Origin of the sequence: Rhizobium sp. WYCCWR 11146, from assembly GCF_013591995.1 — a bacterium.
Classification (GTDB): Bacteria; Pseudomonadota; Alphaproteobacteria; order Rhizobiales; family Rhizobiaceae; genus Rhizobium; species Rhizobium indicum.
Window position 1 is genome coordinate 95362 of record NZ_JACCEY010000004.1, and the last position, 21652, is coordinate 117013.

Sequence of the window (21652 nt, forward strand, 5' to 3'; positions counted from 1 at the left end):
TGGGCGACATAAAGGAGAAATACTGGCAGTGTCACCCGCACGACACGGCATGGCGCCGACTCAGCCCATCCGTTTCGGAGAACGCTACTTTAGCGCGATGCGATAAGGCACGCAGCAAAAACATCCGGAAAATCCCCTTAAAAGAAGCGAGCCGATCGGCGGCTCATATCGAAGGGACGGAAACGAAAAAGCCCGGCGCGATGGCCGGGCTTTCCCTCACGCGGATCGCTCCGACGAGAATTATGCTTCGTCTTCGTCGACGCCGTCGGCTTCCGGATCGAAGAAGTCTTCCGGACGCAGCGCGTCTTCGTCGACGCCGTAGATCGCGTCGACCGAGGTGAGTTCTTCGCCCTTGGACTGGCGCTCTGCCTCTTCGGCAGAACGGGCAACGTTCAGCTCGACGTGGATTTCGACTTCGGCATGTAGCTGCAGCTCGACCTTGTGCAGGCCGATCGACTTGATCGGCGTGTTGAGGTGAACCTGGTTGCGGCCGATGTTGAAGCCTTCGGCGCCGAGAATATCGACGACGTCACGGGCAGCAACCGAACCGTAGAGCTGGCCGGTTTCGCCGGCGGAGCGCACGACGATGAAGGACTTGCCGTCGAGAACGTCGGCGACCGTCTGGGCTTCTGACTTGCGCTCGAGGTTGCGGGCTTCGAGCGTCGCGCGCTCGGCTTCGAAGCGGGTCTTGTTGGCAGCGTTGGCGCGCAGCGCCTTGCCGAGCGGCAGCAGGTAGTTGCGGGCAAAGCCGTCGCGAACCTTTACGGTTTCGCCCATCTGGCCGAGCTTGGAGATGCGTTCGAGAAGGATGACTTGCATTTTCTTTTTCCTTTCTTGTGTCTCAGATTTTCGTATCGGATTGTTTGGGGGCATCAGCATCTTTCGTCGGGGTCAGTGCGATCGCCTTGCGCGTATCGCTGAGACCGAGGACGAGGATGAGGAGAGCTGGCAGCAGCATGAGCATCGAGGCCAGATAGCAGAGGATGAGGGCTGGTATGCGCCAGTCCTTGCCGCGCGTGCGGAAATGCAGCGAGGCGAAACCGGAAAGCATGAAACCGGCACCGAAGGCGCCGATCACGGTCGCACCGACCAGCGCCGGGACGCCGCCGAAAAAGCAGGCGGCAAGTCCGGCCAGGAAGATGAAGATCGAGTTGCGGTTCATCCGCAGCGACGAGGGAATATCCTCGCGCGGGCGAAGGCCGCGGCCGGACGCTGAGACGATGCGCACGGCGAAATAATAGGCGGCAAACAGCATGCTGACCCACATGCCGCCCTGCAATGCCGGCAGCATCAGCAAGATCAGCGACTTGGTCTGCGCGGTCGCTGCCGGATCGGGCATGAATTCCGGCTGCTGCTGCTTGAGCGAGGTGATCAGCAGATCGACGATCGGATCGGTGATCTCAGGCCCGTAGCCGATGATCACGCCGATGACGATGACGGCGAGCGTCACCAGACCGCAGAGATGCAGCAGGATATCGGAGAGCGGATACCAGGCAAGCAGATGGTCGGGGCCGCCGAGTTCGGCGGCTGGACGCGCCAGATTGGCGAGATGGCTGAGCCAACCGGCCGGCAGCAGCGTCACCATCGTCATGATCAGCGCGAAGGAAGGCGAGATCAAGATCGCGCCGAGTGCCGCGGCGGTGACGACGGCCGAGACTGCGGCGGCATTGCCCCAGCCGAGCCCGACGATCAGGATCGGCAGAGCCGAGGCCGTATAGAGAAGCGCGCTGAAAAACGACGGCTGCATGCTCGCGCCCAGCACCAGCAGGGCGGCGGTCAATCCGGCGAGTGCGCCGATCAGCAGTGTTTTAAGTCGTTTCAAGGTCGCTGTCCTGCTTCATCAAGCAGTTAGAGGATGTTGCTGAATCAAATTCAGAAACGTCTCAACATGGGTTTTAAGAGTTCCGATCCGCGCCCATCGCGGAAGGGAGAAGGGAAGGCACGAATGCCTTCCCTCAAGAGTGTGTGCGTCGGCCGATGATCAGGCGACGACGTAGGGCAGCAGGCCGAGGAAACGGGCGCGCTTGATCGCCTGAGCGAGTTCGCGCTGCTTCTTCTGGGAAACGGCCGTGATGCGGGACGGAACGATCTTGCCGCGCTCAGAAATGTAGCGCTGCAGCAGGCGTACGTCCTTGTAGTCGATCCGCGGTGCGTTGGCGCCGGAGAACGGGCAGGTCTTGCGGCGGCGATGGAACGGGCGGCGGACCGGAGCGGAGGAAGTTTCAGACATATCTCAGATCTCCCTTATACACGGTCTTCGCGCGGACGGCGCGGACGGTCGTCACGGTCGCCGAAGCCACCTTCACGCGGCGGACGCGGGCCGCGGTCACGATCACCGAAGCCGCCTTCACGCGGGCCACGGCCGCCTTCGCGCGGACGGTCGTCACGGTCGCGCTTCTGCATCATGGCAGACGGACCTTCTTCATGCTTCTCGACGGCGATCGTCATGTAGCGAAGAACGTCTTCGCTGATGCGCATCTGACGTTCCATTTCCTGGACGGCAGCAGCCGGTGCATCGATGTCCATCAGGGCGTAGTGCGCCTTGCGGTTCTTCTTGATGCGGTAGGTGAGGGACTTGAGGCCCCAGTTCTCGATACGCCCGACCTTACCGCCATTCGCTTCGATCACACCCTTGTACTGTTCTACGAGGGCATCGACCTGCTGAGCGGAAATATCCTGCCGGGCAAGGAATACATGTTCATAAAGAGCCATGACAGCTTTGCCTTTCTTGCGTTTGGTTCAACCCGATATTCGGCGGCTAAGCCTCAACGACTGCTCCTGATTGGGCGGACCCAGGCAAGAAAGCGTTTCCGAGACGGTCGAGAGCGGAGACACGGGAGGCTGGAACGCTTCCGTTCCGAACGATTTCTGTGAGAAAACCGGCCCTCCGTTCAGCCACCAGCCAGAAGACCGGGTTAACGAACAGGGCGGCTTATACGGATTTTTTGGGCAAAGGCAAGCGCAATCGGACACCCGAACCCGATGCCGGCCAATGGTCGGCATCGGGCAGGCGCCAAACAAATAGGATCAAAGCGTCAGCGGATACTGCCGGTGCACCTTGGCGATTTCCGCCAGGATCTCGTTCGAAAGCGTAATGTCGGCCGCGCCGATATCGATTTTCAACTGCTCCATCGAGGTCGCGCCGATGATGGCCGAAGCCATGAAGGGCTTGGACAGGCAGAAGGAGAGCGCCATTGCTGCCGGGTCGAGGCGGTATGTTGCGGCGATCTCCAGATAGGCTTTGGTCGCCGGCTCCTGCAGCGGCTGCAGGCGACCGCCGATATCGTGGTTGATCGAGCCGCGCGAACCCTTCGGCCTGCCGCCATCGACATATTTTCCGGAGAGGATGCCGCCGGCGAGCGGCGAATAGGCGAGCAGCCCGACATCCTCATGATGCGAGAGTTCGGCGAGATCGAGGTCAAAATGGCGGTAGAGCAAGTTGTATTCGTTCTGGACGCAGGCGACCCGCGGCAGGCTCTTCTGTTCGGCGAGCGTCAGATATTTCTGTATGCCCCAGGTGGTTTCGTTGGAAAGGCCGATCGCGCGGATCTTGCCTTCCTTCACCAGCGCGCCAAGCGTTTCCAGAATGTCGAGCATATTGGCGACGGCCTCGTCGCGGTCCTGGTTGAAGGGATTGTAGCTCCAGTTCTGACGGAAATGGAAATGGCCGCGGTTCGGCCAGTGGATCTGGTAGAGGTCGACGTAATCCGTCTTCAGCCGCGCCAGGCTGGCCTCGAGCGCCAGGCGGATATTCTTTGCATCGGCACCTTCGCCGCCGCGTATATAGTCGCGGCCGCGGCCGGCGACCTTGGTGGCGAGCACGATATCGCCGCGCTTGCCGGTCTTCTCGAACCAGCTGCCGATATAGTCTTCCGTCCAGCCCTGCGTAGCGGCCGAAATCGGGGTGGTCGGATAAAGTTCGGCCGTATCGAAGAAATTGACGCCCTTTTCGACGGCGTAGTCCATCTGCGCATGAGCATCGGCTTCGCTGTTCTGCGAACCCCAGGTCATGGTGCCAAGGCAAATCTCTGAAACGGAAATCTCGGTGCGGCCTAGCGAATTGTACTTCATGGAAAAACCTTGGGAGAGAGGTGACAGCCTTGGGCGGGTTCGCGCAAATCTAGGCTGGATTTGGCGGAGCGCAAGAGCAAAAACCGGGCATTTGCGCCAGTGCGAAAGGCTTTGCGGATAATGAGCCGCCACTTGACTCTGCCGGAAAGAATGTCAATTGGAGGCAAAACAGCCTCAAGGGGCGTATTCAGGGCATCAGCCAGGGAACATGAGAATGACCATTGCTTTCACTTTTCCCGGCCAGGGCAGTCAGGCCGTCGGTATGGGCAAGGATCTCGCCGAGAATTTTGCCGAAGCCCGCGCCGTTTTCCAAGAGGTCGATGAGGCACTCGGTGAAAAGCTTTCGGACGTCATGTTCAACGGTCCCGAGGATACGTTGACCTTGACGGCGAACGCCCAGCCGGCGTTGATGGCCGTCTCGATCGCCGTCGTCCGCGTTCTGGAGGCCAAAGGGCTGGATCTGAAGTCGAAGGTCGCTTACGTCGCCGGCCACTCGCTCGGCGAATATTCGGCACTTTGCGCCGCCGGCACCTTTTCGCTTGCCGACACCGCGCGGCTGTTGCGCATCCGCGGCAATGCCATGCAGGCGGCCGTTCCCGTCGGCGTCGGCGCCATGGCCGCGATCATCGGCCTCGAACATGCCGACGTCATCGCCGTCTGCGAAGAGGCGTCCGCCATCGGCGCCTGCCAGATCGCCAACGACAATGGCGGCGGCCAGATCGTCATCTCGGGCGAGAAGGCAGCCGTCGAAAAAGCGGCCGGCCTTGCGACCGACAAGGGCGCCAAGCGCGCCATTCTGCTGCCGGTCTCCGCTCCGTTTCATTCGACACTGATGGCGCCTGCCGCCGAGGCCATGCGCGAAGCACTGGCAACGGTTTCAAAATCCGATCCCATCGTGCCCCTCATTGCCAATGTCCGTGCCGCCCCGGTGACCGGCGCCGATGAAATCGTCAGCCTGCTGGTCGAGCAGGTGACCGGTCAGGTTCGCTGGCGCGAGACGGTGGAATGGTTCGCCGGAAATGGCGTCACGACGCTTTATGAACTCGGTTCCGGCAAGGTGCTGACCGGCCTTGCCCGCCGCATCGACAAGACGATCAATGGCATCTCCGTCAACGGTCCGGCGGATATCGACGCGGCCGTCGCCGCCCTCATGGCCTGATTGGTATCCCCGGACACCGGATTTGGTGTCGCTGTTATAAGGAACGTTTCCATGTTCGATCTTTCCGGCCGCAAGGCTCTCGTCACCGGCGCATCGGGCGGTATCGGCGAGGAAATCGCCCGCCTTCTTCATAAGCAGGGCGCCGTCGTCGGCCTGCACGGCACCCGCGTCGAGAAACTGGAAGCGCTGGCCGCCGATCTCGGCGAGCGCGTCAAGATCTTCCCGGCCAACCTCTCCGACCGCGATGAGGTCAAGGCGCTCGGCCAGAAGGCCGAGGCCGACCTCGAAGGCGTCGACATCCTCGTCAACAATGCCGGCATCACCCGCGACGGCCTCTTCGTGCGCATGAGCGACGAGGACTGGGACAGCGTCATCGAAGTGAACCTGACGTCGACCTTCCGCCTGACGCGCGAATTGACGCATCCGATGATGCGCCGCCGCTATGGTCGCATCATCAACATCACCTCCGTCGTCGGCGTCACCGGCAATCCAGGCCAGGCCAATTACTGCGCCTCCAAGGCCGGCATGATCGGCTTCACCAAGTCTTTGGCGCAGGAAATTGCCACCCGCAACGTGACGGTCAATTGCGTCGCACCCGGCTTCATCGAGAGCGCCATGACCGGCAAGCTGAACGACAAGCAGAAGGAAGCGATCATGGGGGCGATCCCAATGAAGCGCATGGGCACGGGTGGCGAGGTGGCTTCGGCGGTTGCTTACCTTGCGTCCTCCGAGGCTGCCTATATGACGGGCCAGACGCTGCACGTAAACGGCGGCATGGCGATGATCTGAAACGACAAACTGTTGGCATGGGAATAATTCTGCCAATAGCATGTTGAGCAATCACGAACCGTTGATTTTCTGGCTTTGCGGCAGACATAAAGCATGTTAAGCGGGCCATGACTGTGAACAGTCGTCCCGAGAAAGCAGACGGACCGGCGGGCTTTTTGCAAGCCTGGGACATCTCTGAAGCCGGGTAAACGAGTTTGCCGAGGATGTCTGAAAACATCGCAGGCTGAAACAGGGTAGGGGTGCCGTGATGGCATTCCGATCAGGACATAAGGTCGAGGAAACCGACATGAGCGATATCGCAGAACGCGTAAAGAAAATTGTTATTGATCATCTTGGCGTTGATGCCGACAAGGTCGTCGAGAGCGCCAGCTTTATCGACGATCTGGGCGCTGACTCGCTCGACACGGTCGAACTTGTCATGGCTTTCGAAGAAGAATTCGGCGTTGAAATTCCTGACGACGCTGCCGACTCGATCCTGACGGTCGGCGATGCAGTGAAGTTCATTGAGAAGGCCCAGGCCTGATCCTGTGAATTTGAGAAAGGGCGGGCCTGGAGTCCGCCCTTTTCTTTTCGGCATATTTCTCCATAGAACATAAGAGACGGGGGAAAGCACGCGATGAGACGTGTCGTCATCACCGGTACCGGCATGGTATCACCCTTGGGATGCGGAACCGAGGTGACCTGGTCCCGGCTGCTTGCCGGTCAGAACGGCGCCCGCCTCGTCACCGAATTCGAGGTCGACGACCTTCCCGCCAAGATCGCCTGCCGTATTCCTATCGGTGACGGCACCGACGGCACCTTCAATGTCGATCAGTGGATGGAGCCGAAGGAACAGCGCAAGGTCGATCCCTTCATCATCTACGGCATGGCCGCCGCCGATATGGCGCTTGCCGATGCCGGCTGGCATCCTGAAACCGATGAGGACCAGATCGCCACCGGCGTGCTGATCGGCTCCGGCATCGGCGGCATCGAAGGCATCGTCGAGGCGGGTTACACCCTGCGCGAAAAGGGCCCGCGCCGCATCTCCCCCTTCTTCATTCCCGGCCGCCTGATCAACCTCGTCTCCGGCCAGGTCTCGATCCGCCACAAGCTGCGCGGACCCAATCATTCGGTCGTCACCGCCTGCTCGACGGGTGCGCATGCGATCGGCGATGCTGCGCGCTTGATTGCACTTGGTGATGCCGACGTCATGGTCGCCGGCGGCACGGAATCCCCCGTGAGCCGCATTTCACTTGCAGGTTTTGCCGCCTGCAAGGCGCTGTCGACCCAGCACAACGACGATCCGCAGAAGGCGTCGCGCCCCTATGACCGCGACCGCGACGGCTTCGTCATGGGCGAAGGCGCCGGCATCGTCGTGCTCGAGGAGCTGGAACACGCCAAGGCGCGCGGCGCCAGGATCTATGCCGAAATCGTCGGCTACGGCCTGTCGGGCGACGCCTATCACATCACCGCGCCCTCCGAAGACGGCGAGGGCGCCGGCCGCTGCATGGCGATGGCGCTGAAGCGCGCCGGGCTGACGCCGGCCGATATCGACTACATCAATGCCCACGGTACCTCGACCATGGCCGATACGATCGAACTCGGCGCCGTCGAGCGGCTGGTCGGCAATGCGGCGTCGAAGATCTCCATGTCCTCGACCAAGTCGGCGACAGGGCACCTTCTCGGTGCTGCAGGCGCCATTGAGGCGATCTTCACCACGCTCGCCATCCGCGACAATATCGCGCCGCCGACGCTCAATCTCGACAATCCCGAACGGGAGACGGCGATCGATCTTGTTCCGCACAAGGCGCGTGAGCGAGACATCAATGTGGCGCTGTCCAACTCGTTCGGGTTCGGCGGCACGAATGCATCGCTCGTACTGCGCCGTTACGCGCAATAAGAGTCCTGCAAGCGGTGTGACGGGTCTCCCTTGCACCGCAGACCGGCCGTCCTCTACGTTGCGTAAGAGGGCGTGCGAAAGCATAACGACCGTCAGCGGCGTCGTTGAACGGCGGCAGAACCTGCTTTTGCCGCATTGCTTCGCGAAATAGCGAAGTGAAAGTCAAGTTTTAGAGGATTGCCGGTGAGCGATACGACGAAGCAGAGCAACGATACCCAGGCGCAGAAGGGACCGATTATCCCGAAGTCGCCGAGCGAAGCCCTGCGTCCGGAGCGCGTTCCGGAGCCGCCGAAGCGGTCCAAGAAAGCCCGCGGCCAGGTCGTTCTTTTCCTGAACTTCATCATGACGATGGCGGTTCTCGTCTGCGTCGTCGCCGTCATCGGCTTCTACTACGCCACATCGACCTATCGGAACCCGGGTCCGCTGCAGACCAACACCAATTTCATCGTCCGCAACGGCGCAGGTCTGACCGAAATCGCCTCGAACCTCGAGCGCAACGCGATCATCAGCGATGCCCGCATCTTCCGCTATCTCACGGCAACGCATCTTTCTGCCGGTGAGAGCCTGAAGGCGGGTGAATACGAGATCAAGGCGAGGGCCTCCATGAGGGATATCATGGAGCTGCTCAAATCGGGCAAGTCCATTCTTTATTCCGTTTCCTTCCCTGAGGGTCTGACGGTCCGCCAGATGTTCGACCGCATGCTGCAGGATACTGTTCTGGAGGGCGACTTGCCGGCGGCATTGCCGACCGAGGGCAGCCTGCGTCCGGATACCTACAAATTCTCGCGCGGCACCAAGCGCTCGGAAATCATCGAACAGATGGCGGCTGCGCAGCAGAAGCTCGTCGATCAGATCTGGGACAAGCGCGACCAGTCGCTGCCGCTGCGATCCAAGGAGGAGTTCGTGACACTCGCCTCGATCGTCGAAAAGGAAACCGGCGTTCCCGACGAGCGAGCCCATGTCGCCTCCGTTTTCCTGAACCGGCTCGGCAAGGGCATGCGCCTGCAGTCCGACCCAACGATCATCTACGGCCTCTTCGGCGGCGAGGGTAAACCGGCCGACCGGCCGATCTACCAGTCGGACCTGAAGCGGGACACACCTTACAACACCTATGTCATCAAGGGTCTGCCGCCGACGCCGATCGCCAATCCCGGCAAGGATGCGCTGGAAGCCGTCGCCAATCCCTGGAAGACGCAGGATCTCTATTTCGTCGCCGACGGCACCGGCGGCCATGTTTTCTCTGCGACGCTCGAGGAGCACAACGCCAACGTCAAGCGCTGGCGCAAGCTCGAAGCCGACAAGGGTTCGGACCCGAACATCGCAGTCGACGGCCAGCCGGAAGAGCAGCCGGCGGATAATGGCGCGACCGTCGCGCCGCCGAAGAAAAAGAAGATCAACTGAGACTTTCGGGAGGCTCGCATGGCTTTGCAGTCCATGACCGGTTTTGCGCGGCGCGAGGGAACGAGCGGCCGCTGGCGCTGGGCATGGGAACTGCGCTCGGTCAACGGCAAGGGCCTCGACCTGCGCCTGCGCCTGCCGCCCGGTCTCGAACGCATGGAGGCAGAGGTCCGCCGCCTCGCCGGCGAAAGCTTCAGCCGCGGCAACCTGCAGGCATCGCTATCCGTCAGCGCCGACGAGAACCGTTTCGAGGCGGTGCTGAACAAGGAGGCTCTTGCCGCCGTGCTGGCCATGCGCGAGCAACTGGACGGTGTCATCGATCCGGCGCCGCTGAAGCTCGATACGCTGCTTCTGGTGCGCGGCATCGTCGAATTCCGCGAAAGCGAGGATGGCGAGGAGGCGCTTGCCGCCCGTGACGCCGATATCGCTGCCGGCCTGCTGGCCGCGCTTGCCGATCTGCGAGCGATGCGCGAACAGGAAGGGTCGGCGCTGGCCCGCATTCTTCACGACCACGTCACGACGATCGAGGGACTGACACGGACGATCGAGGCCGATCCGTCGCGCTCGCCGCAGGAGATCGCCGCGCGGCTTGCCGCGCAGGTCGCCCTGTTGATGGACGGCATGGCCGCGCTCGACCGCGACAGGCTGCATGCCGAAGCCGCGCTGTTGGCGACCAAGGCGGATCTGCGCGAGGAAATCGATCGTCTGAAGGCTCATATCGCCGCAGCGCGCGATCTCCTGGTGAAAGGTGGCCCCGCCGGGCGCCGGCTGGACTTCCTTGCACAGGAATTTAACCGCGAATCGAATACCATCTGCTCGAAGTCGAATGCCTCGGCGGTCACCGCCGCCGGCATCGAGCTGAAAGTCGTGATCGACCAGTTCCGCGAGCAGGTCCAGAATTTGGAGTAAGACATGAAACCGGCGAAATCCTCGCCCGTGCAGATCGCCCGCCGCGGTCTGATGCTTGTCATCTCGTCGCCATCCGGCGCCGGCAAGTCCACCATCGCGCGCACGCTGCTGGAGACCGACAGGCAAATCGGCCTTTCGGTCAGCGTCACCACGCGCCAGCGCCGTCCGAGCGAAGTCGAGGATGTGCATTACCACTTCAAGAGTGTGCGCGAGTTCGAGCGGCTGCGCGATAGCGACGCGCTGCTCGAATGGGCCGAGGTGCATGGCAATTTCTACGGCACGCCGCGCGAGCCGGTCGAGCAGGCCATGGCCGAAGGCCGCGACATGCTCTTCGACATCGATTGGCAGGGCGCCCAGCAATTGCAGGAGAAGATGTCGGCCGACGTCGTCTCGATCTTCGTGCTGCCGCCGACCATGACCGAGCTCCAGTCGCGACTGCACCGCCGTGCCGAGGATTCTGAGGAGGTCATCCAGACGCGTCTCGCCAACAGCCGCGCCGAGATCGCCCACTGGCGCGAATACGACTATGTCATCGTCAATGACGATCTCAACGCCGCCCTCGACGCCGTCCAGTCGATCGTCAAGGCCGAACGCCTGCGCCGCGACCGCCGCCATGGCATGTTCGACTTCGTCCGCGAGTTGCTGGAAGAGACGCCGTCGCTTTAAAGCATGTCGCGCAAAAGTTTGCTGCTGTTTTGCTATAACGACATGCGTATAAACAACGACCTAAAGCGCGACGAGCGAATCTGCAAGATTGCGACGCGCTTTAGCGCATTTCCTGGGAAAGCCGCTTCGGACGTTGCTGGAGTGCCTACAGGCTGTTTGCGAGAAGGCAGAATTCCTCGACGGACAGGGTTTCCGCCCGACGCGCCGGATCAATCCCGGCCTTGACGAGCAGGCTCTCGCCGCCCAGCGGTTTCAGGCTTTGGCGCAGCATCTTGCGGCGCTGGCCGAAGGCCGCCTGTGTCACCTTTTCCAGATTGCCGACAGCGCAGGGGATGGGATTTTCGCGGGGGGTCAGTTGCACGACCGTCGACGTCACTTTCGGCGGCGGTGTGAAGGCCTGCGGCGGCACGTCGAAGGCCATGCGTGCCTCCGTCCGCCAGCCGCAGAGCACGCCGAGACGGCCGTAGTGGTCGTCGTCTTCGTTGGCGACGATACGCTCGCCGACCTCTTTCTGAAACATCAGCGTCAGCGACTGCCAGAACGGCGGCCAGGCTTTCGGCAGCAGCCAGTTGACCAGCAACTGCGTGCCGACATTGTAGGGCAGGTTGGCAATGATCTTGATCGGGCCTTGCGGCGCCAATGTCTCGAAATCCGTCTTCAGCGCATCGCCTTCGATCACCTCCAGCCGGCCGGGGTAATGATCGGCGATCTCGGCAAGCGCCGGCAGGCAGCGTGTATCCCGCTCGATGGCGATAACCTTCCTGGCGCCGAGCGCCAGGATCGCGCGCGTCAGCCCGCCGGGGCCGGGGCCGACCTCGAAAACGGTCGCATCCTCGAGCGTTCCCGCCGTGCGGGCGATCTTCTGCGTGAGGTTGAGGTCGAGCAGGAAGTTCTGCCCGAGCGCCTTGCGTGCATCGAGGCCGTGACGCTGGATGACGTCGCGAAGCGGCGGCAGGCCATCGAGTGCTGCCATCAGCGGCGGCTTTCCGCGCTGCGGCCGAGCTGGGCGGCGAGCTTCAGCGCCGCAACGAGGCTGTGCTCGCGCGCCAGTCCCTTGCCGGCAATGCCGAAAGCGGTGCCGTGATCCGGCGAGGTGCGCACGAAGGGAAGCCCGAGCGTCACGTTGACGCTGTCGTCGAAACCAAGTGCCTTGGCCGGGATCAGCGCCTGATCGTGATACATGCAGACGGCGACGTCGTATCGCGCCCGCGCCTCGTCATGAAACATCGTATCGGCGGGCAGGGGGCCGATCGCATCGATGCCCTCGTCGCGCAGGCGCTCGATCGCCGGACGGATGACATCCTCGTCCTCCGTACCGATCGCCCCGCCTTCGCCTGCATGCGGGTTGAGGCCGGCAACGGCAAGCCGCGGCGCCTCGATGCCGAAGCGCTGCCTCAGATCTTCATGGGCGATCCTGCAGGTTTCCGTGATCAGGTCGCCCGTCAGCGCCTGCGGCACGTCGCGGACCGGAATATGGATGGTGACGGGAATGGCCCGGAGCTTCGGTCCAGACAGCATCATCACCGGTGTCACCGGCCGGCCGGTCGCCCTGACGGCGAGATCGGCGAGAAATTCGGTATGGCCAGGAAACCGGAAACCCGCCTCGTAAAGCACGGCCTTGGCGATCGGATTGGTAACGACTGCGAGCGCCTCGCCGTCAATGACAAGCGACACGGCTTTCTCGATCGACGCAATCGTGCCTTTCGCCGTTGCCGCATGCGGTTCGCCGGCCACGACCTCGATACCGGCCGGTATGGTCATGACGGGCAGCGCATCGGCAAACATGCCGGCGGCCTTGCCGGCTTCATCAGTCTCGCGGATCGAGACCGCCAGATTGAGCTGGCGGGCTCTCAACGCCAGAACATCGGGGTCGCCGATCAGGAAGAAAGGCGGCAGCCCGAGTTCACGCCGCCGGAGCCAGGCCATCAGAGTAATATCCGGCCCGATGCCGGCGGGGTCGCCCTGGCTCAGCGCAAGCGGTCGCGAAAACGGTATCGCCATTGTCGGTCAGCGATAGGCGATCTGCGCCTTTTTGCGCAGTTCATCCAGATATTTCTTGCTGTTTTCGTTTTCCGGGCTGGCGTCCTTGCCGCCCTTGGACTTGTCGAGATCTTCCTGGCGGAAGACCATTTCGGCGGCCTGGTCGTCAGAAACCTGCCGCTGGCTGCAGATTGCCAGATATTCGACGCCCTTGTCGGTGACGCGGGTCCCCGTCGTGTTGCCCTTGGCCTGCTCGACCAGCGGCTTCCAATCCGGCGGGATCTCGGGGGCGAGCAGGCGGCCGAGATCGCGCACGGAAACGTCGCGCATCGTGGCAGCAAACACCTTTGCCTGATCGCAGCCCGGAAATTTGGAGCGCGACGCCTCGGCCTCGCCCTTACGCTTGCCGGTGATGGCGCCGCGCTTGGCTTGCGGAATGACGAAGATGATCTGCTGCAGCATATATTCCGTCGTGACCGGCTTCTGCTTGTTGTTCTGCATCATGCGCGAGACGAGATCATAGTTCGACAGCCGCGAGGTCGAGCCGTAGCGGGCGTTGACGACACGCGGCCAGCTCATCTGCACGGCGATGAAACCCTTGAAATGATCGACGCCGACGCCGGCGCGATCGAGGATCTGTGACATCTGCTCGGGGGAAAGCTTGTTGCCGCTCGAAAAGCGCGCGAAAGACGCATCGACGTCCTGCTGCGAAACCGACATACGGACGCGGGTGACTTCCTGCCGCTTGAGCGTCTCGTCGATCAATTGCTCCTGGGCGGTCTTGGCATCGGCCTTCGTATGCTGCAGGCGCAGGAAGGCCTGGCGCTTGGCGACATCGCCGCTGGTAATGGCGGTGCCGTTCACCACGGCCTTGACTTCACTGACCGCAAGCGCTGGACCGGCAAGGCCTGTCAGCAATGCAAGCGCTGCCCCGGCGAGGAACTTGGTTATGGCTTTTTTCGCGTCAATCATCTGTTGACCTCCCGATAGCGCCGCGAGACGTTGTTCGCGGCGTTCTTACCACAGTGCGAGACACGCTGAAATCGCTTCCATCACGGCGCGAAACCCCTATGCCTCAGATACCGACTGGTGGCAATGTCCTGCACAGGCTTACGGCGAAAGAATGGCTTCAGGCCATGTTTGCGCCGATCGCCCGTCATTCGAGGGTGTCGGAACCGATCTTGATGTCGCCGAGCGTGCGGAAGGTCAGCCGTGCGCCGATCGTCCAGTCGCTTCCTGACTCGTCGTCGGAATCTCTGCTGTCCGTATAGGCGATCGTGAAGATCGTGCATTCGTCGTCATAAGAGAGGCCGATCGTCCGCCGACTGATCACATCATTGTTCAGATCCCAGGCAATGCCGCCGAAAATCGACCAGTAATCCTTGAACTTGACGGTGCTGTTGGTCTGGATCTCGTCATTGTCCTCGGCGAAGCCATATTCCGGCTGGGCGCTGAGATGAGTGTAGGTCAGCTGTGTTGAAAAGGTGTCGTTCTGGTAGGCCGTCGTCAGGTCACCGCGGCGGAATTCGAAATCTTTTTCGTCGAGCCGGTAGGAAGCTGCGACGGAAACGCCGTACGGTGTTTCGACGCCGCCAAGGCCGACATAATCGGAGCGGTCGGTTTCGAGGCCCGAATCCGCGCCGACGTTGACGAGGTCATCGGTCGCAAACGAGTTCTGGCCGGCGATCTGATAGGATTGGCCGAAGATGCCGTGCAGCTTGTAACCGCTGTCGAATGTACCGGTGTACTGAACGCCGATATTGGCGCGAGTACCGCCTTCGACCCGGTCGTAGCCCGAGAACTTGTCGCGGTCGAACAGCGAGGTGGCGTCGAAGACGAAGCTTTGCGCATCCTCGTTCGGCAGGCGGCCGGCGAGCTGCTCGTCGGGGCGGGCATAGACCTGTGCGATCGGCTCGAGGATATGGGTGCTGTTATCAGTCGTCATCAAGATCGGATAACGCATCTCCAGCCCGGCTGTGAACATCGAGCGGGTGGCGGAATTGCCGTCGACATAGTTGCCGGTGTAGCCGGTCGGATCGTCCATGTTCAGCGCGAAGGCATCGCCGCGCGCGGCCAGCAGCGGTGTGATTACCAGGCCGGTCGGCGTGACGTAGGTGCGCTTCCACTGCAGCTCGGCAGTCAGCCGCGAAGTCTGGCCTTTCAGGCCGCGGAAACGGTCGAAGCCGTCGACGGTATAGAAGTCGTCATGTGTGCGCGAAATATTCGTCAGGTTGACATCCGCCGAAAGCTCGCCGCCGGCAAGCGGCTGCGGCGCCACATAGTGATAGTCCAGCGACGGATAGACGATCGCCTGCTGCTTTTCAGCGGTATTCGTCCGATCGGCATCCTGGACGTCGAAATAGAACGCCCGCATGTCGAAATAATTGCGTTTCCCGAGCCCTGTCAGGTAGATCTGGTTGGTACGATCCGTACCGGTCAGGCCCCGCAGCTTATACGTTTTCGAGAAATTGTTGTCGCTCTGCGTCATGACGTCCCAGCCGAACGTCCAGCGCGGATTGATGCGGAAGTCAGCCTTGGAAGCCACCATGCCACGTTGCTCGGCTTCGGCATCGCTTGTGCCGGAGCTGAAGTTGCCCGGTTTTGCCTGGTCGATGCCGGCGACGCGCAGAATATGCGTGCCATTTTCGAAGCGTTGGCGAAATTCACCTTCGATGAGGAAGCCCTGGGCAGTGTAGCCCGTGGCTGTGACCGTCGCGTCCATGCTCGGCGAGATCACATAGTAATAAGGAACGGAAAGACCGAAGCCGAGATTCTGCGACAGGCTCATCGTCGGAAACAGAAAGCCGGATTTGCGTTTCACCGTATTGTCGGGAACTTCGATGAACGGCAGGAAGGCGATCGGATGGCCGAGCAGCTCGAAGCGCGCTCTCTCCAGACGGATCGTATGCGTCTCGCCGTTCTGGATCACCCGCTGGGCTTTGACCTGCCAGAAAGGGGCGCGCTTCGGATCTTCGGCGCAGGGAAGGCAGGCCGTGTAGACGCCCTTGTTGAGAATCATCATCGTGCCGCCGACGCGCTCGCCGCTTTCGGCAACGATACGCGTGTTGTCGGCGGTCTCGATGCGCAGCGAGTTCAGGAACCCGTCGGCAAAATTGTCGGTCACGTCAAGGTCGTCGGCATAGATGCGGTTGCCGTCGGGGCTGACGAGCTCGACATTGCCGAGCGCCATCATCCGGCCGGTCTTCTGATTGTACTCGACCTTCTGCGCGACCATTCTATAGCCGCCATAGTTGATCTGCACGCCGCCGACCGCCGACACCAGATCGGCGTCACGGTTATAGACCAGTTCATTGGCCGAAAGCAGAAGCTTGGCCCCTTCGGGGATCTTCTTCTCTATATCTTGTTCGGGCGCGCTGGCCTGGCCGAAAGATGCCGGGGCGCTGCCAAAATAGGAACATAAAGCCGCACCGACAAGCAGGGCAACCAACTGTTTACTAAAATACTTGCGGTCGCCTGCCGCCACTAGCCGTCCTCCTGATGAAGCAGAATAGTCGTACCCAAAGCCAGCGCGACGACCACCGGTATCCACGTCGCCACGAAGGGGGGCACGACTCCACTGCTTCCGAATGCCTTTACAAGCACGGTGATGACATAAAGCATGAAGCCCGAAAGGATGCCACCCAGAATCACGGAGCGGGATTGGTTGAACCGGCTAAATTTTAGGGACACTGTTGCGGCTATGAAAGTCATGGCCACCAGCAGCAATGGCTGGGACAACAGGGAGTTGAATTGCGTCTCCAGCGCCTTGGTCGAGATGCCGAAGGATTTGGCCGCCGCAATCCGGTTAGAAAGGTCAAAGAAACCAATTGTTTCCGGCGCTGTCAGCCGCTCCTGGACGAAGTCCTGTTTCAGATTGGTGCGAAGTTGAACCGAAGCTTTACGCACGGGGATTTCGCCAGGCTTGCGCTCGACAACCGTGTTAAGTTGCCAGTAACCATCTTCCAATTTTGCAGTGGCGGCGTCCTGTCTCAGAATGACCTGACCGCTTGAATCGAAATGGATCAGCACCGCGTCGATCAGCTTGGTTCCGTTCTCCTGGACCGTCTGGGCGCCGATGATGACATCGTCCCGGCCACTGATCTGGCGCAGCCACGGAATCTGCGGCGCCTTGCGCAGAACCGCGTTCTCGCCGCGCCAGTCGGATTCGACCAGCAGTGCCTGGCGCTGTCCCCAGGCGGCAAGCGGGTTCAGCGCCGCCATCGTCAGCAGGCCGAGCGCCAGCGAGCCGGCGATGAAGGGGAACATGAACTGCCAGACCGAAATGCCGGCGGCGCGCGTGACGACGAGTTCATATTTGCGGTTGAGGCCGATCAGCACCGTCATGCCGACGAACAGCGCGATGAACGGCACCGTCTGCTGCAGGATGAGCGGCAGGCGCACCGCGGTCATCAGGACGCCGCCGCCGATCGTGTAGCCGGCAAGGCCGGACATGCGGCCCGCCGTCTCGCTGAAATCGAGGAGGAAAGAAATCGCCGAGACGCCGATCAGGAACCAGCCCGTCGTCACCAGATAGCGGCGAAAGAAATAACGCGACAATGTCCCGAACATCATTGGGCAGTGCCCCCGCCGGTCCTGCCGGTTGCGGCAAGCAGCCTTTCCTGCATCCGCCTCCAGAAAGACGAAATCCGGTCGCGGATGAACGAAGGCATGACCAGTCGTTTGTGCAGGCCGAGGAAGACGATCGAGATGATGCTGCTGACGATCGGGATGGCGTAGAGGACGGCGATATATTCAGGATCGGTATCGATCTGATTGGCCGCGTAGAAGGCCGCCCATCGCATCGCGAAGGCATAGGCGAGAGCGCTCACCATCGGATGCAGCCGCGCTTCGCGGTGTGAGCGCGCATCGCCGGCGATCGCCAGTGAAAACAGGGCAAAGACGACAGGCAGGATCCAGTCGGTCAGCCGCCGATGCAGTTCGGCGCGGTAGCTTTGCGGCCGGATCGTATAGTCCTTGTCGGCCGGATCCGGATTGAACAGGAACCACAGGTCACGGTCGCTGGCGCGCAGCGTCGCCTGACCGCGATTCTCCGTCATGTCCGAGAGGTCGAAGGAATAGGAATCGAAATTGATGACCGAGACGTTGCCGTCGGGCGTTTTGCGGTGCACTTCGCCTTGATGCATGATCAGCGTCGTGCCCGTGTCGTCGACCGCGCCTTCCTTCGCATAGTAGATCAGTTCGTAGGCCGGGTCGCGCTCGTCGGCGACGAAAAGGCCCTTCAGCATGCGGCCCGCCATCCGCTGTGAGATCTGTACATAGAGGCCTTCATCGAGTTTCCGGAAGGTCTTTTCCTCGATGACCGAAGAGAGGAGGTCAGCATAGGTCTCGGCGATCATCTGGCGCACGACGGTCTTTGCGCGCGGCTCGACGACGTTGTCGACGAAGAAGGAAAAGACGCTGATGACGGCGGCAAGCAGCAGGATCGGGCGGATCAGCACGCTGCGCCGCGCCCCGGCCGCATCGATGACGGTGAGCTCGGAATCATTGTTCATCGTCGTCAGCGTCTGGGTGATCGCGATAACGAGAGCGAAGGGCAGCACGACAGGAATGATCGACGGCAGAATCATCGTCGCCAGCTTGGCGAACGAGCCGATCGACTGGCCGCTGTCGGTGACCAGATTGATGCGCTGCAGAACCTGAGTCGTCCAAATGATCGCCAGAACGGGCAGGAGCGCCACGAGAAACATCTGGCCGACGCGCCGTAATATGTATGTCTCGAGTAGTTTCATGCCTGCCCTTGAAAGCACCTGCACGCCCAAACGGCCTTGCAGGAGAATCCCTCTACGCTCTTTGTCGCGCTTTTGCGACAAGCTGGTGTCAAAAATTCATTCAAATTTCAGAATTTTTTTGATGCTGTTGCGACTCAGTTAACGCCAGCAATGCGGCGAAGACGACAAGCGAGGAAAGCCATCCAAGAACTACGTCGGAAAGGTAGTGTGCGCCGAAGGATAGCCGCATCGCCGGGGTGAGGATCGAGATTGCCGCCACGGGCGGTACCAGCGCATAACGCAGGGATTTCGGAACGAAGAGCAGAAGGCAGAGAAGCCAGCCGGCACTCGCCGCCTCGCCGGAGACGAACGAGCAGTTCGAAACGCATTTTCCGGCAAGCGAACCTGCCTCGACGAAATGCAGAGCACCGCCGAAAATGTCCGTCTGTATCGGCCGCGGCCGGCCCCAATGTTCCTTCAGGACGACATTGACGAGCAGCACCGGCCCGATCAGCAGCGTTCCGAGCGCGACTTTGAGCTTTTGCGCGCGCTGAGCGTTGAAGGTCGCGCCATGCTGCTGGTAGCATTCGACGAGTTTCCACACCATCACGATCGCCACCACATAGGGCAGGCGGAAGAAGATGGTGCGCAGCAGGTCGAAGGCCGCGACGTCGCGATAGGGAAAGCCGCCGCAGATGCTCCCGGCAGCAGCAGTCGCGTCGCAATCTGCGCCCACGAAAAAAAGCTGGGAAAAATAGATGTCTATTCCGGGAAAGGCGCGGAAGACGGCAAGCAGCGCCCACCACATCCAAAACAGCAGCATGAATGCGCCGAAAGTCGTTTTCGGCAGGCGGATTGCCAGGCCCCGCCATCGATTTTTCGAAAAAACTGTCAACGCGAATATCTACGAAACTGACGAAAACATGAGAGCCCTGATGGCTGCGGGCGACCATAACAATTGTCGCAAGCCATTGACAGACCCGCCAAACGCGAAATTATCCGCGAGGGACGGATTTCAAAGAATCCCAGCGGAGAAGACATGTCAGTAAAGTTGGAAATTTCATTCTCGAAGTCGGCAAAGCTCAATGGCGGCCTGGCGATCCTGTTGAAGACCGCGGAGGCCGACAGCGCTGCCGGCGCTGAAACAGTCGACCCGGCAGGCGTGATCGCCAAGGCTGCGAGAATCGCCCGATTCTCCGCGAAATCCATGGGTGCGCTCGATATCGTCGCACCCGAAGGCGCGCCCGTTGAGCGCATCGTCGTCATCGGGCTCGGCAAGACCGCCGAACTCACCGCCCATGACTGGCTGAAGGCCGGCGGTGCTGCCGCATCGAGAATCAAGAACACCGACAAGGCCGCTGTCTTCATCGACGTGCCTGGCCTCGAGACCAGCGCACGGGCAGCCGCCGATTTTGCGCTCGGCATGCTGCTGCGCGCCTATAGCTTCGATACCTACAAGACGAAGAAGGGCGACGAGGAAGAAAAAACGCCGAAGTCCGTCAAGGTGACGATCGTCACCGCCGATCCGGGTGGTGCCAAGAAGGCGTTTTCCGATTCCGAAGCGATCGCCGGCGGCGTCAATCTTGCCCGTGACCTCGTCAACGAACCGCCGAACGTGCTCGGCCCCGTCGAATTCGCCGCCAAGGCGAAGGAGCTGGAAAAGCTCGGCGTCGAAGTGGAAATCCTGACCGAGAAGGAGATGCGCCGTCTTGGCATGGGCGCCCTTCTCGGCGTCGCCCAGGGCTCCGTGCGTCCGCCGCGCCTGGCGGTCATGCAGTGGAAGGGCGGCAAGGGCAAGGATCGCCCCGTCGCCTTCATCGGCAAGGGTGTCGTCTTCGATACCGGCGGCATTTCGATCAAGCCGGCCGCCGGCATGGAAGACATGAAGGGCGATATGGGCGGTGCGGCAGCCGTCACCGGCCTCATGCATGTGCTCGCCTCCCGCAAGGCCGCCGTCAACGCGGTCGGCATCATCGGCCTGGTCGAGAACATGCCTGACGGCAACGCCCAGCGTCCTGGTGATATCGTCACCTCGATGTCCGGCCAGACGATCGAGGTGATCAACACCGATGCCGAAGGCCGCCTCGTGCTCTGCGATGCGCTCTGGTACTGCAACGACCGCTTCAAGCCGCAGTTCATGATCAATCTCGCCACGCTGACCGGGGCGATCGTCGTGGCGCTCGGCAATGTGCATGCCGGCCTGTTCTCCAATGACGACCAGCTTTCCGCCCAACTGACGGCAGCCGGTCTTTCGAGCAACGAAAAACTCTGGCGCATGCCGCTCGGCAGGGATTACGACAAGCTGATCGACAGCAAGTTCGCCGATATGAAGAACACCGGCGGCCGACAGGCCGGCTCGATCACGGCCGCGCATTTCCTCAAGCGCTTCGTGCAGGACACGCCTTGGGCGCATCTCGATATTGCCGGCACGGCGATGGGCTCGCCGCAGGACGAGATCAATCAATCCTGGGGTTCCGGCTTCGGCGTGCGCCTGCTCGACGAGCTCGTTCGCGCCCATTATGAATCCTGATGACGGACGTTCTCTTCTATCATCTGACCGAATCCAGGCTGGAGGACGCGCTTCCGCCGCTCATCGACAAAAGCGTCGAGCGCGGCTGGCGCGTTGCCGTCCAGACGCGCGAGCCGGCGCGGCGTGATGCTCTCGATCAGCATCTTTGGACTTTCCGCGAGGAGAGCTTCCTGCCGCACGGCACCGACGAGGCGGATTTCGCCGAAAGCCAGCCGGTGCTTTTGACGGTGACGCCGGACAATGCCAATGCGGCGACCGTGCGTTTCATCGTCGACGGCGCCGAGCCGCCGCCGGCTGATGGCTATGAGCGCATCGTCTTCATGTTCGACGGTCACGACCAGGAGCAACTGGACGCCGCCCGTGCGCAGTGGAAGAAGCTGAAAGGCGAGGGGCACACCCTCACCTATTGGCAGCAGACACCGGAAGGGCGGTGGGAGAAGAAGGCCTGAGCGTTTCGCCACGACGCTGCAGCGCCGCGCGTCTTTTCGAGAGCCGCAAAGGACGCAGCAACACTTTGAATTGCGGCATGAAGCCGTCGCCGT

General features: G+C 61.5%; 21 protein-coding genes. 9 read left to right on the forward strand and 12 right to left on the reverse strand.

Features of this window, described 5'->3' with window-relative positions; translation table 11 throughout:
• Positions 1-240 precede the first annotated feature (240 nt).
• The 5 genes from rplI to HX899_RS02060 all read right to left on the reverse strand — a co-directional run bounded on the left by rplI (position 241) and on the right by HX899_RS02060 (position 4071).
• Positions 241-819: a 50S ribosomal protein L9 gene (gene rplI, locus HX899_RS02040; RefSeq protein WP_011651241.1), complete on the reverse strand. Its 579-nt coding sequence runs from the start codon at positions 817-819 to the stop codon at positions 241-243.
• Positions 820-841: 22 nt separating this feature from the next.
• Complete coding sequence (locus tag HX899_RS02045) at positions 842-1822, reverse strand: DUF2232 domain-containing protein (RefSeq protein WP_181291572.1); 981 nt, start codon at positions 1820-1822, stop codon at positions 842-844.
• 159 nt (positions 1823-1981) lie between these two features.
• Positions 1982-2230, reverse strand: coding sequence for a 30S ribosomal protein S18 (gene rpsR / locus HX899_RS02050; RefSeq protein WP_003547038.1), 249 nt, complete (start codon positions 2228-2230; stop codon positions 1982-1984).
• A gap of 14 nt (positions 2231-2244) precedes the next feature.
• Positions 2245-2712, reverse strand: a complete 468-nt coding sequence (rpsF, locus tag HX899_RS02055) for a 30S ribosomal protein S6 (protein WP_003547040.1) — start codon at positions 2710-2712, stop codon at positions 2245-2247.
• Positions 2713-3027: 315 nt separating this feature from the next.
• A complete protein-coding gene (locus tag HX899_RS02060; protein ID WP_181291573.1) occupies positions 3028-4071 on the reverse strand; it encodes an aldo/keto reductase in 1044 nt (347 codons plus the stop codon).
• A 214-nt stretch (positions 4072-4285) separates the two neighbouring features.
• On the opposite strand from HX899_RS02060, the gene fabD reads away from it, so the two are divergent.
• From fabD to gmk, 7 genes are all read left to right on the forward strand, one after another.
• Positions 4286-5230, forward strand: coding sequence for an ACP S-malonyltransferase (gene fabD, locus HX899_RS02065; protein WP_181291574.1), 945 nt, complete (start codon positions 4286-4288; stop codon positions 5228-5230).
• Positions 5231-5281: 51 nt separating this feature from the next.
• Positions 5282-6019 (forward strand): 3-oxoacyl-[acyl-carrier-protein] reductase, encoded by a 738-nt coding sequence (gene fabG, locus HX899_RS02070; RefSeq protein ID WP_003558186.1) that lies wholly within the window; start codon positions 5282-5284, stop codon positions 6017-6019.
• A 286-nt stretch (positions 6020-6305) separates the two neighbouring features.
• Entirely contained in the window at positions 6306-6542 is a 237-nt protein-coding gene (locus tag HX899_RS02075) for an acyl carrier protein (protein WP_003547058.1), read from the forward strand.
• A 93-nt stretch (positions 6543-6635) separates the two neighbouring features.
• On the forward strand, positions 6636-7898 hold the full coding sequence (fabF, locus tag HX899_RS02080) for a beta-ketoacyl-ACP synthase II (protein ID WP_181291575.1): 1263 nt from the start codon (positions 6636-6638) through the stop codon (positions 7896-7898).
• 183 nt (positions 7899-8081) lie between these two features.
• Positions 8082-9299 (forward strand): endolytic transglycosylase MltG, encoded by a 1218-nt coding sequence (gene mltG / locus HX899_RS02085; RefSeq protein ID WP_181291576.1) that lies wholly within the window; start codon positions 8082-8084, stop codon positions 9297-9299.
• Between the two features lie 18 nt (positions 9300-9317).
• Complete coding sequence (locus tag HX899_RS02090) at positions 9318-10205, forward strand: YicC/YloC family endoribonuclease (protein WP_029872960.1); 888 nt, start codon at positions 9318-9320, stop codon at positions 10203-10205.
• A 3-nt stretch (positions 10206-10208) separates the two neighbouring features.
• Positions 10209-10871 (forward strand): guanylate kinase, encoded by a 663-nt coding sequence (gene gmk, locus HX899_RS02095; RefSeq protein ID WP_025393970.1) that lies wholly within the window; start codon positions 10209-10211, stop codon positions 10869-10871.
• Between the two features lie 145 nt (positions 10872-11016).
• Here the strand turns inward: gmk and rsmA are convergent, their stop codons facing one another.
• The 7 genes from rsmA to HX899_RS02130 form a co-directional block, all read right to left on the reverse strand.
• Positions 11017-11844, reverse strand: a complete 828-nt coding sequence (rsmA, locus tag HX899_RS02100; protein WP_181291577.1) for a 16S rRNA (adenine(1518)-N(6)/adenine(1519)-N(6))-dimethyltransferase RsmA — start codon at positions 11842-11844, stop codon at positions 11017-11019.
• Entirely contained in the window at positions 11844-12872 is a 1029-nt protein-coding gene (gene pdxA / locus HX899_RS02105) for a 4-hydroxythreonine-4-phosphate dehydrogenase PdxA (protein WP_181291578.1), read from the reverse strand. The genes rsmA and pdxA overlap by 1 nt, the downstream gene beginning before the upstream one ends.
• Before the next feature lie 6 nt (positions 12873-12878).
• The gene (locus tag HX899_RS02110) at positions 12879-13823 is read right to left on the reverse strand and encodes a peptidylprolyl isomerase (protein ID WP_138387629.1); all 945 of its coding nucleotides are present in this window, start codon (positions 13821-13823) and stop codon (positions 12879-12881) included.
• Between the two features lie 184 nt (positions 13824-14007).
• Positions 14008-16335: an LPS-assembly protein LptD gene (locus HX899_RS02115; protein WP_181291579.1), complete on the reverse strand. Its 2328-nt coding sequence runs from the start codon at positions 16333-16335 to the stop codon at positions 14008-14010.
• Positions 16335-17423 carry an LPS export ABC transporter permease LptG gene (gene lptG / locus HX899_RS02120; protein WP_181291580.1) on the reverse strand — a complete coding sequence of 363 codons (1089 nt, stop codon included), beginning with the start codon at positions 17421-17423 and terminating at the stop codon, positions 16335-16337. The genes HX899_RS02115 and lptG overlap by 1 nt, the downstream gene beginning before the upstream one ends.
• Entirely contained in the window at positions 17420-18601 is a 1182-nt protein-coding gene (gene lptF, locus HX899_RS02125) for an LPS export ABC transporter permease LptF (protein ID WP_138328360.1), read from the reverse strand. Before lptF ends, lptG begins: the two co-directional genes overlap by 4 nt.
• A gap of 100 nt (positions 18602-18701) precedes the next feature.
• Positions 18702-19475 (reverse strand): phosphatase PAP2 family protein, encoded by a 774-nt coding sequence (locus tag HX899_RS02130; RefSeq protein WP_138328359.1) that lies wholly within the window; start codon positions 19473-19475, stop codon positions 18702-18704.
• A 144-nt stretch (positions 19476-19619) separates the two neighbouring features.
• Here HX899_RS02130 and HX899_RS02135 point away from each other — a divergent pair, with 144 nt between their 5' ends.
• Together HX899_RS02135 and HX899_RS02140 are read left to right on the forward strand one after the other, a co-directional pair.
• Complete coding sequence (locus HX899_RS02135) at positions 19620-21110, forward strand: leucyl aminopeptidase (protein ID WP_181291581.1); 1491 nt, start codon at positions 19620-19622, stop codon at positions 21108-21110.
• On the forward strand, positions 21110-21559 hold the full coding sequence (locus HX899_RS02140; protein ID WP_138328357.1) for a DNA polymerase III subunit chi: 450 nt from the start codon (positions 21110-21112) through the stop codon (positions 21557-21559). Before HX899_RS02135 ends, HX899_RS02140 begins: the two co-directional genes overlap by 1 nt.
• Positions 21560-21652 lie beyond the last annotated feature (93 nt).

Coding starts and splice junctions, on each gene's coding strand:
- HX899_RS02060 (WP_181291573.1), bottom strand. CDS start 4,071: ATGAAGTACAATTCGCTAGGCCGCACCGAGATTTCCGTTTCAGAGATT.
- fabD (WP_181291574.1), top strand. CDS start 4,286: ATGACCATTGCTTTCACTTTTCCCGGCCAGGGCAGTCAGGCCGTCGGT.
- HX899_RS02110 (WP_138387629.1), bottom strand. CDS start 13,823: ATGATTGACGCGAAAAAAGCCATAACCAAGTTCCTCGCCGGGGCAGCG.
- rplI (WP_011651241.1), bottom strand. CDS start 819: ATGCAAGTCATCCTTCTCGAACGCATCTCCAAGCTCGGCCAGATGGGC.
- lptG (WP_181291580.1), bottom strand. CDS start 17,423: ATGATGTTCGGGACATTGTCGCGTTATTTCTTTCGCCGCTATCTGGTG.
- HX899_RS02075 (WP_003547058.1), top strand. CDS start 6,306: ATGAGCGATATCGCAGAACGCGTAAAGAAAATTGTTATTGATCATCTT.
- HX899_RS02135 (WP_181291581.1), top strand. CDS start 19,620: ATGTCAGTAAAGTTGGAAATTTCATTCTCGAAGTCGGCAAAGCTCAAT.
- rsmA (WP_181291577.1), bottom strand. CDS start 11,844: ATGGCAGCACTCGATGGCCTGCCGCCGCTTCGCGACGTCATCCAGCGT.
- rpsF (WP_003547040.1), bottom strand. CDS start 2,712: ATGGCTCTTTATGAACATGTATTCCTTGCCCGGCAGGATATTTCCGCT.
- HX899_RS02140 (WP_138328357.1), top strand. CDS start 21,110: ATGACGGACGTTCTCTTCTATCATCTGACCGAATCCAGGCTGGAGGAC.
- gmk (WP_025393970.1), top strand. CDS start 10,209: ATGAAACCGGCGAAATCCTCGCCCGTGCAGATCGCCCGCCGCGGTCTG.
- fabG (WP_003558186.1), top strand. CDS start 5,282: ATGTTCGATCTTTCCGGCCGCAAGGCTCTCGTCACCGGCGCATCGGGC.
- rpsR (WP_003547038.1), bottom strand. CDS start 2,230: ATGTCTGAAACTTCCTCCGCTCCGGTCCGCCGCCCGTTCCATCGCCGC.
- fabF (WP_181291575.1), top strand. CDS start 6,636: ATGAGACGTGTCGTCATCACCGGTACCGGCATGGTATCACCCTTGGGA.
- lptF (WP_138328360.1), bottom strand. CDS start 18,601: ATGAAACTACTCGAGACATACATATTACGGCGCGTCGGCCAGATGTTT.
- HX899_RS02090 (WP_029872960.1), top strand. CDS start 9,318: ATGGCTTTGCAGTCCATGACCGGTTTTGCGCGGCGCGAGGGAACGAGC.
- pdxA (WP_181291578.1), bottom strand. CDS start 12,872: ATGGCGATACCGTTTTCGCGACCGCTTGCGCTGAGCCAGGGCGACCCC.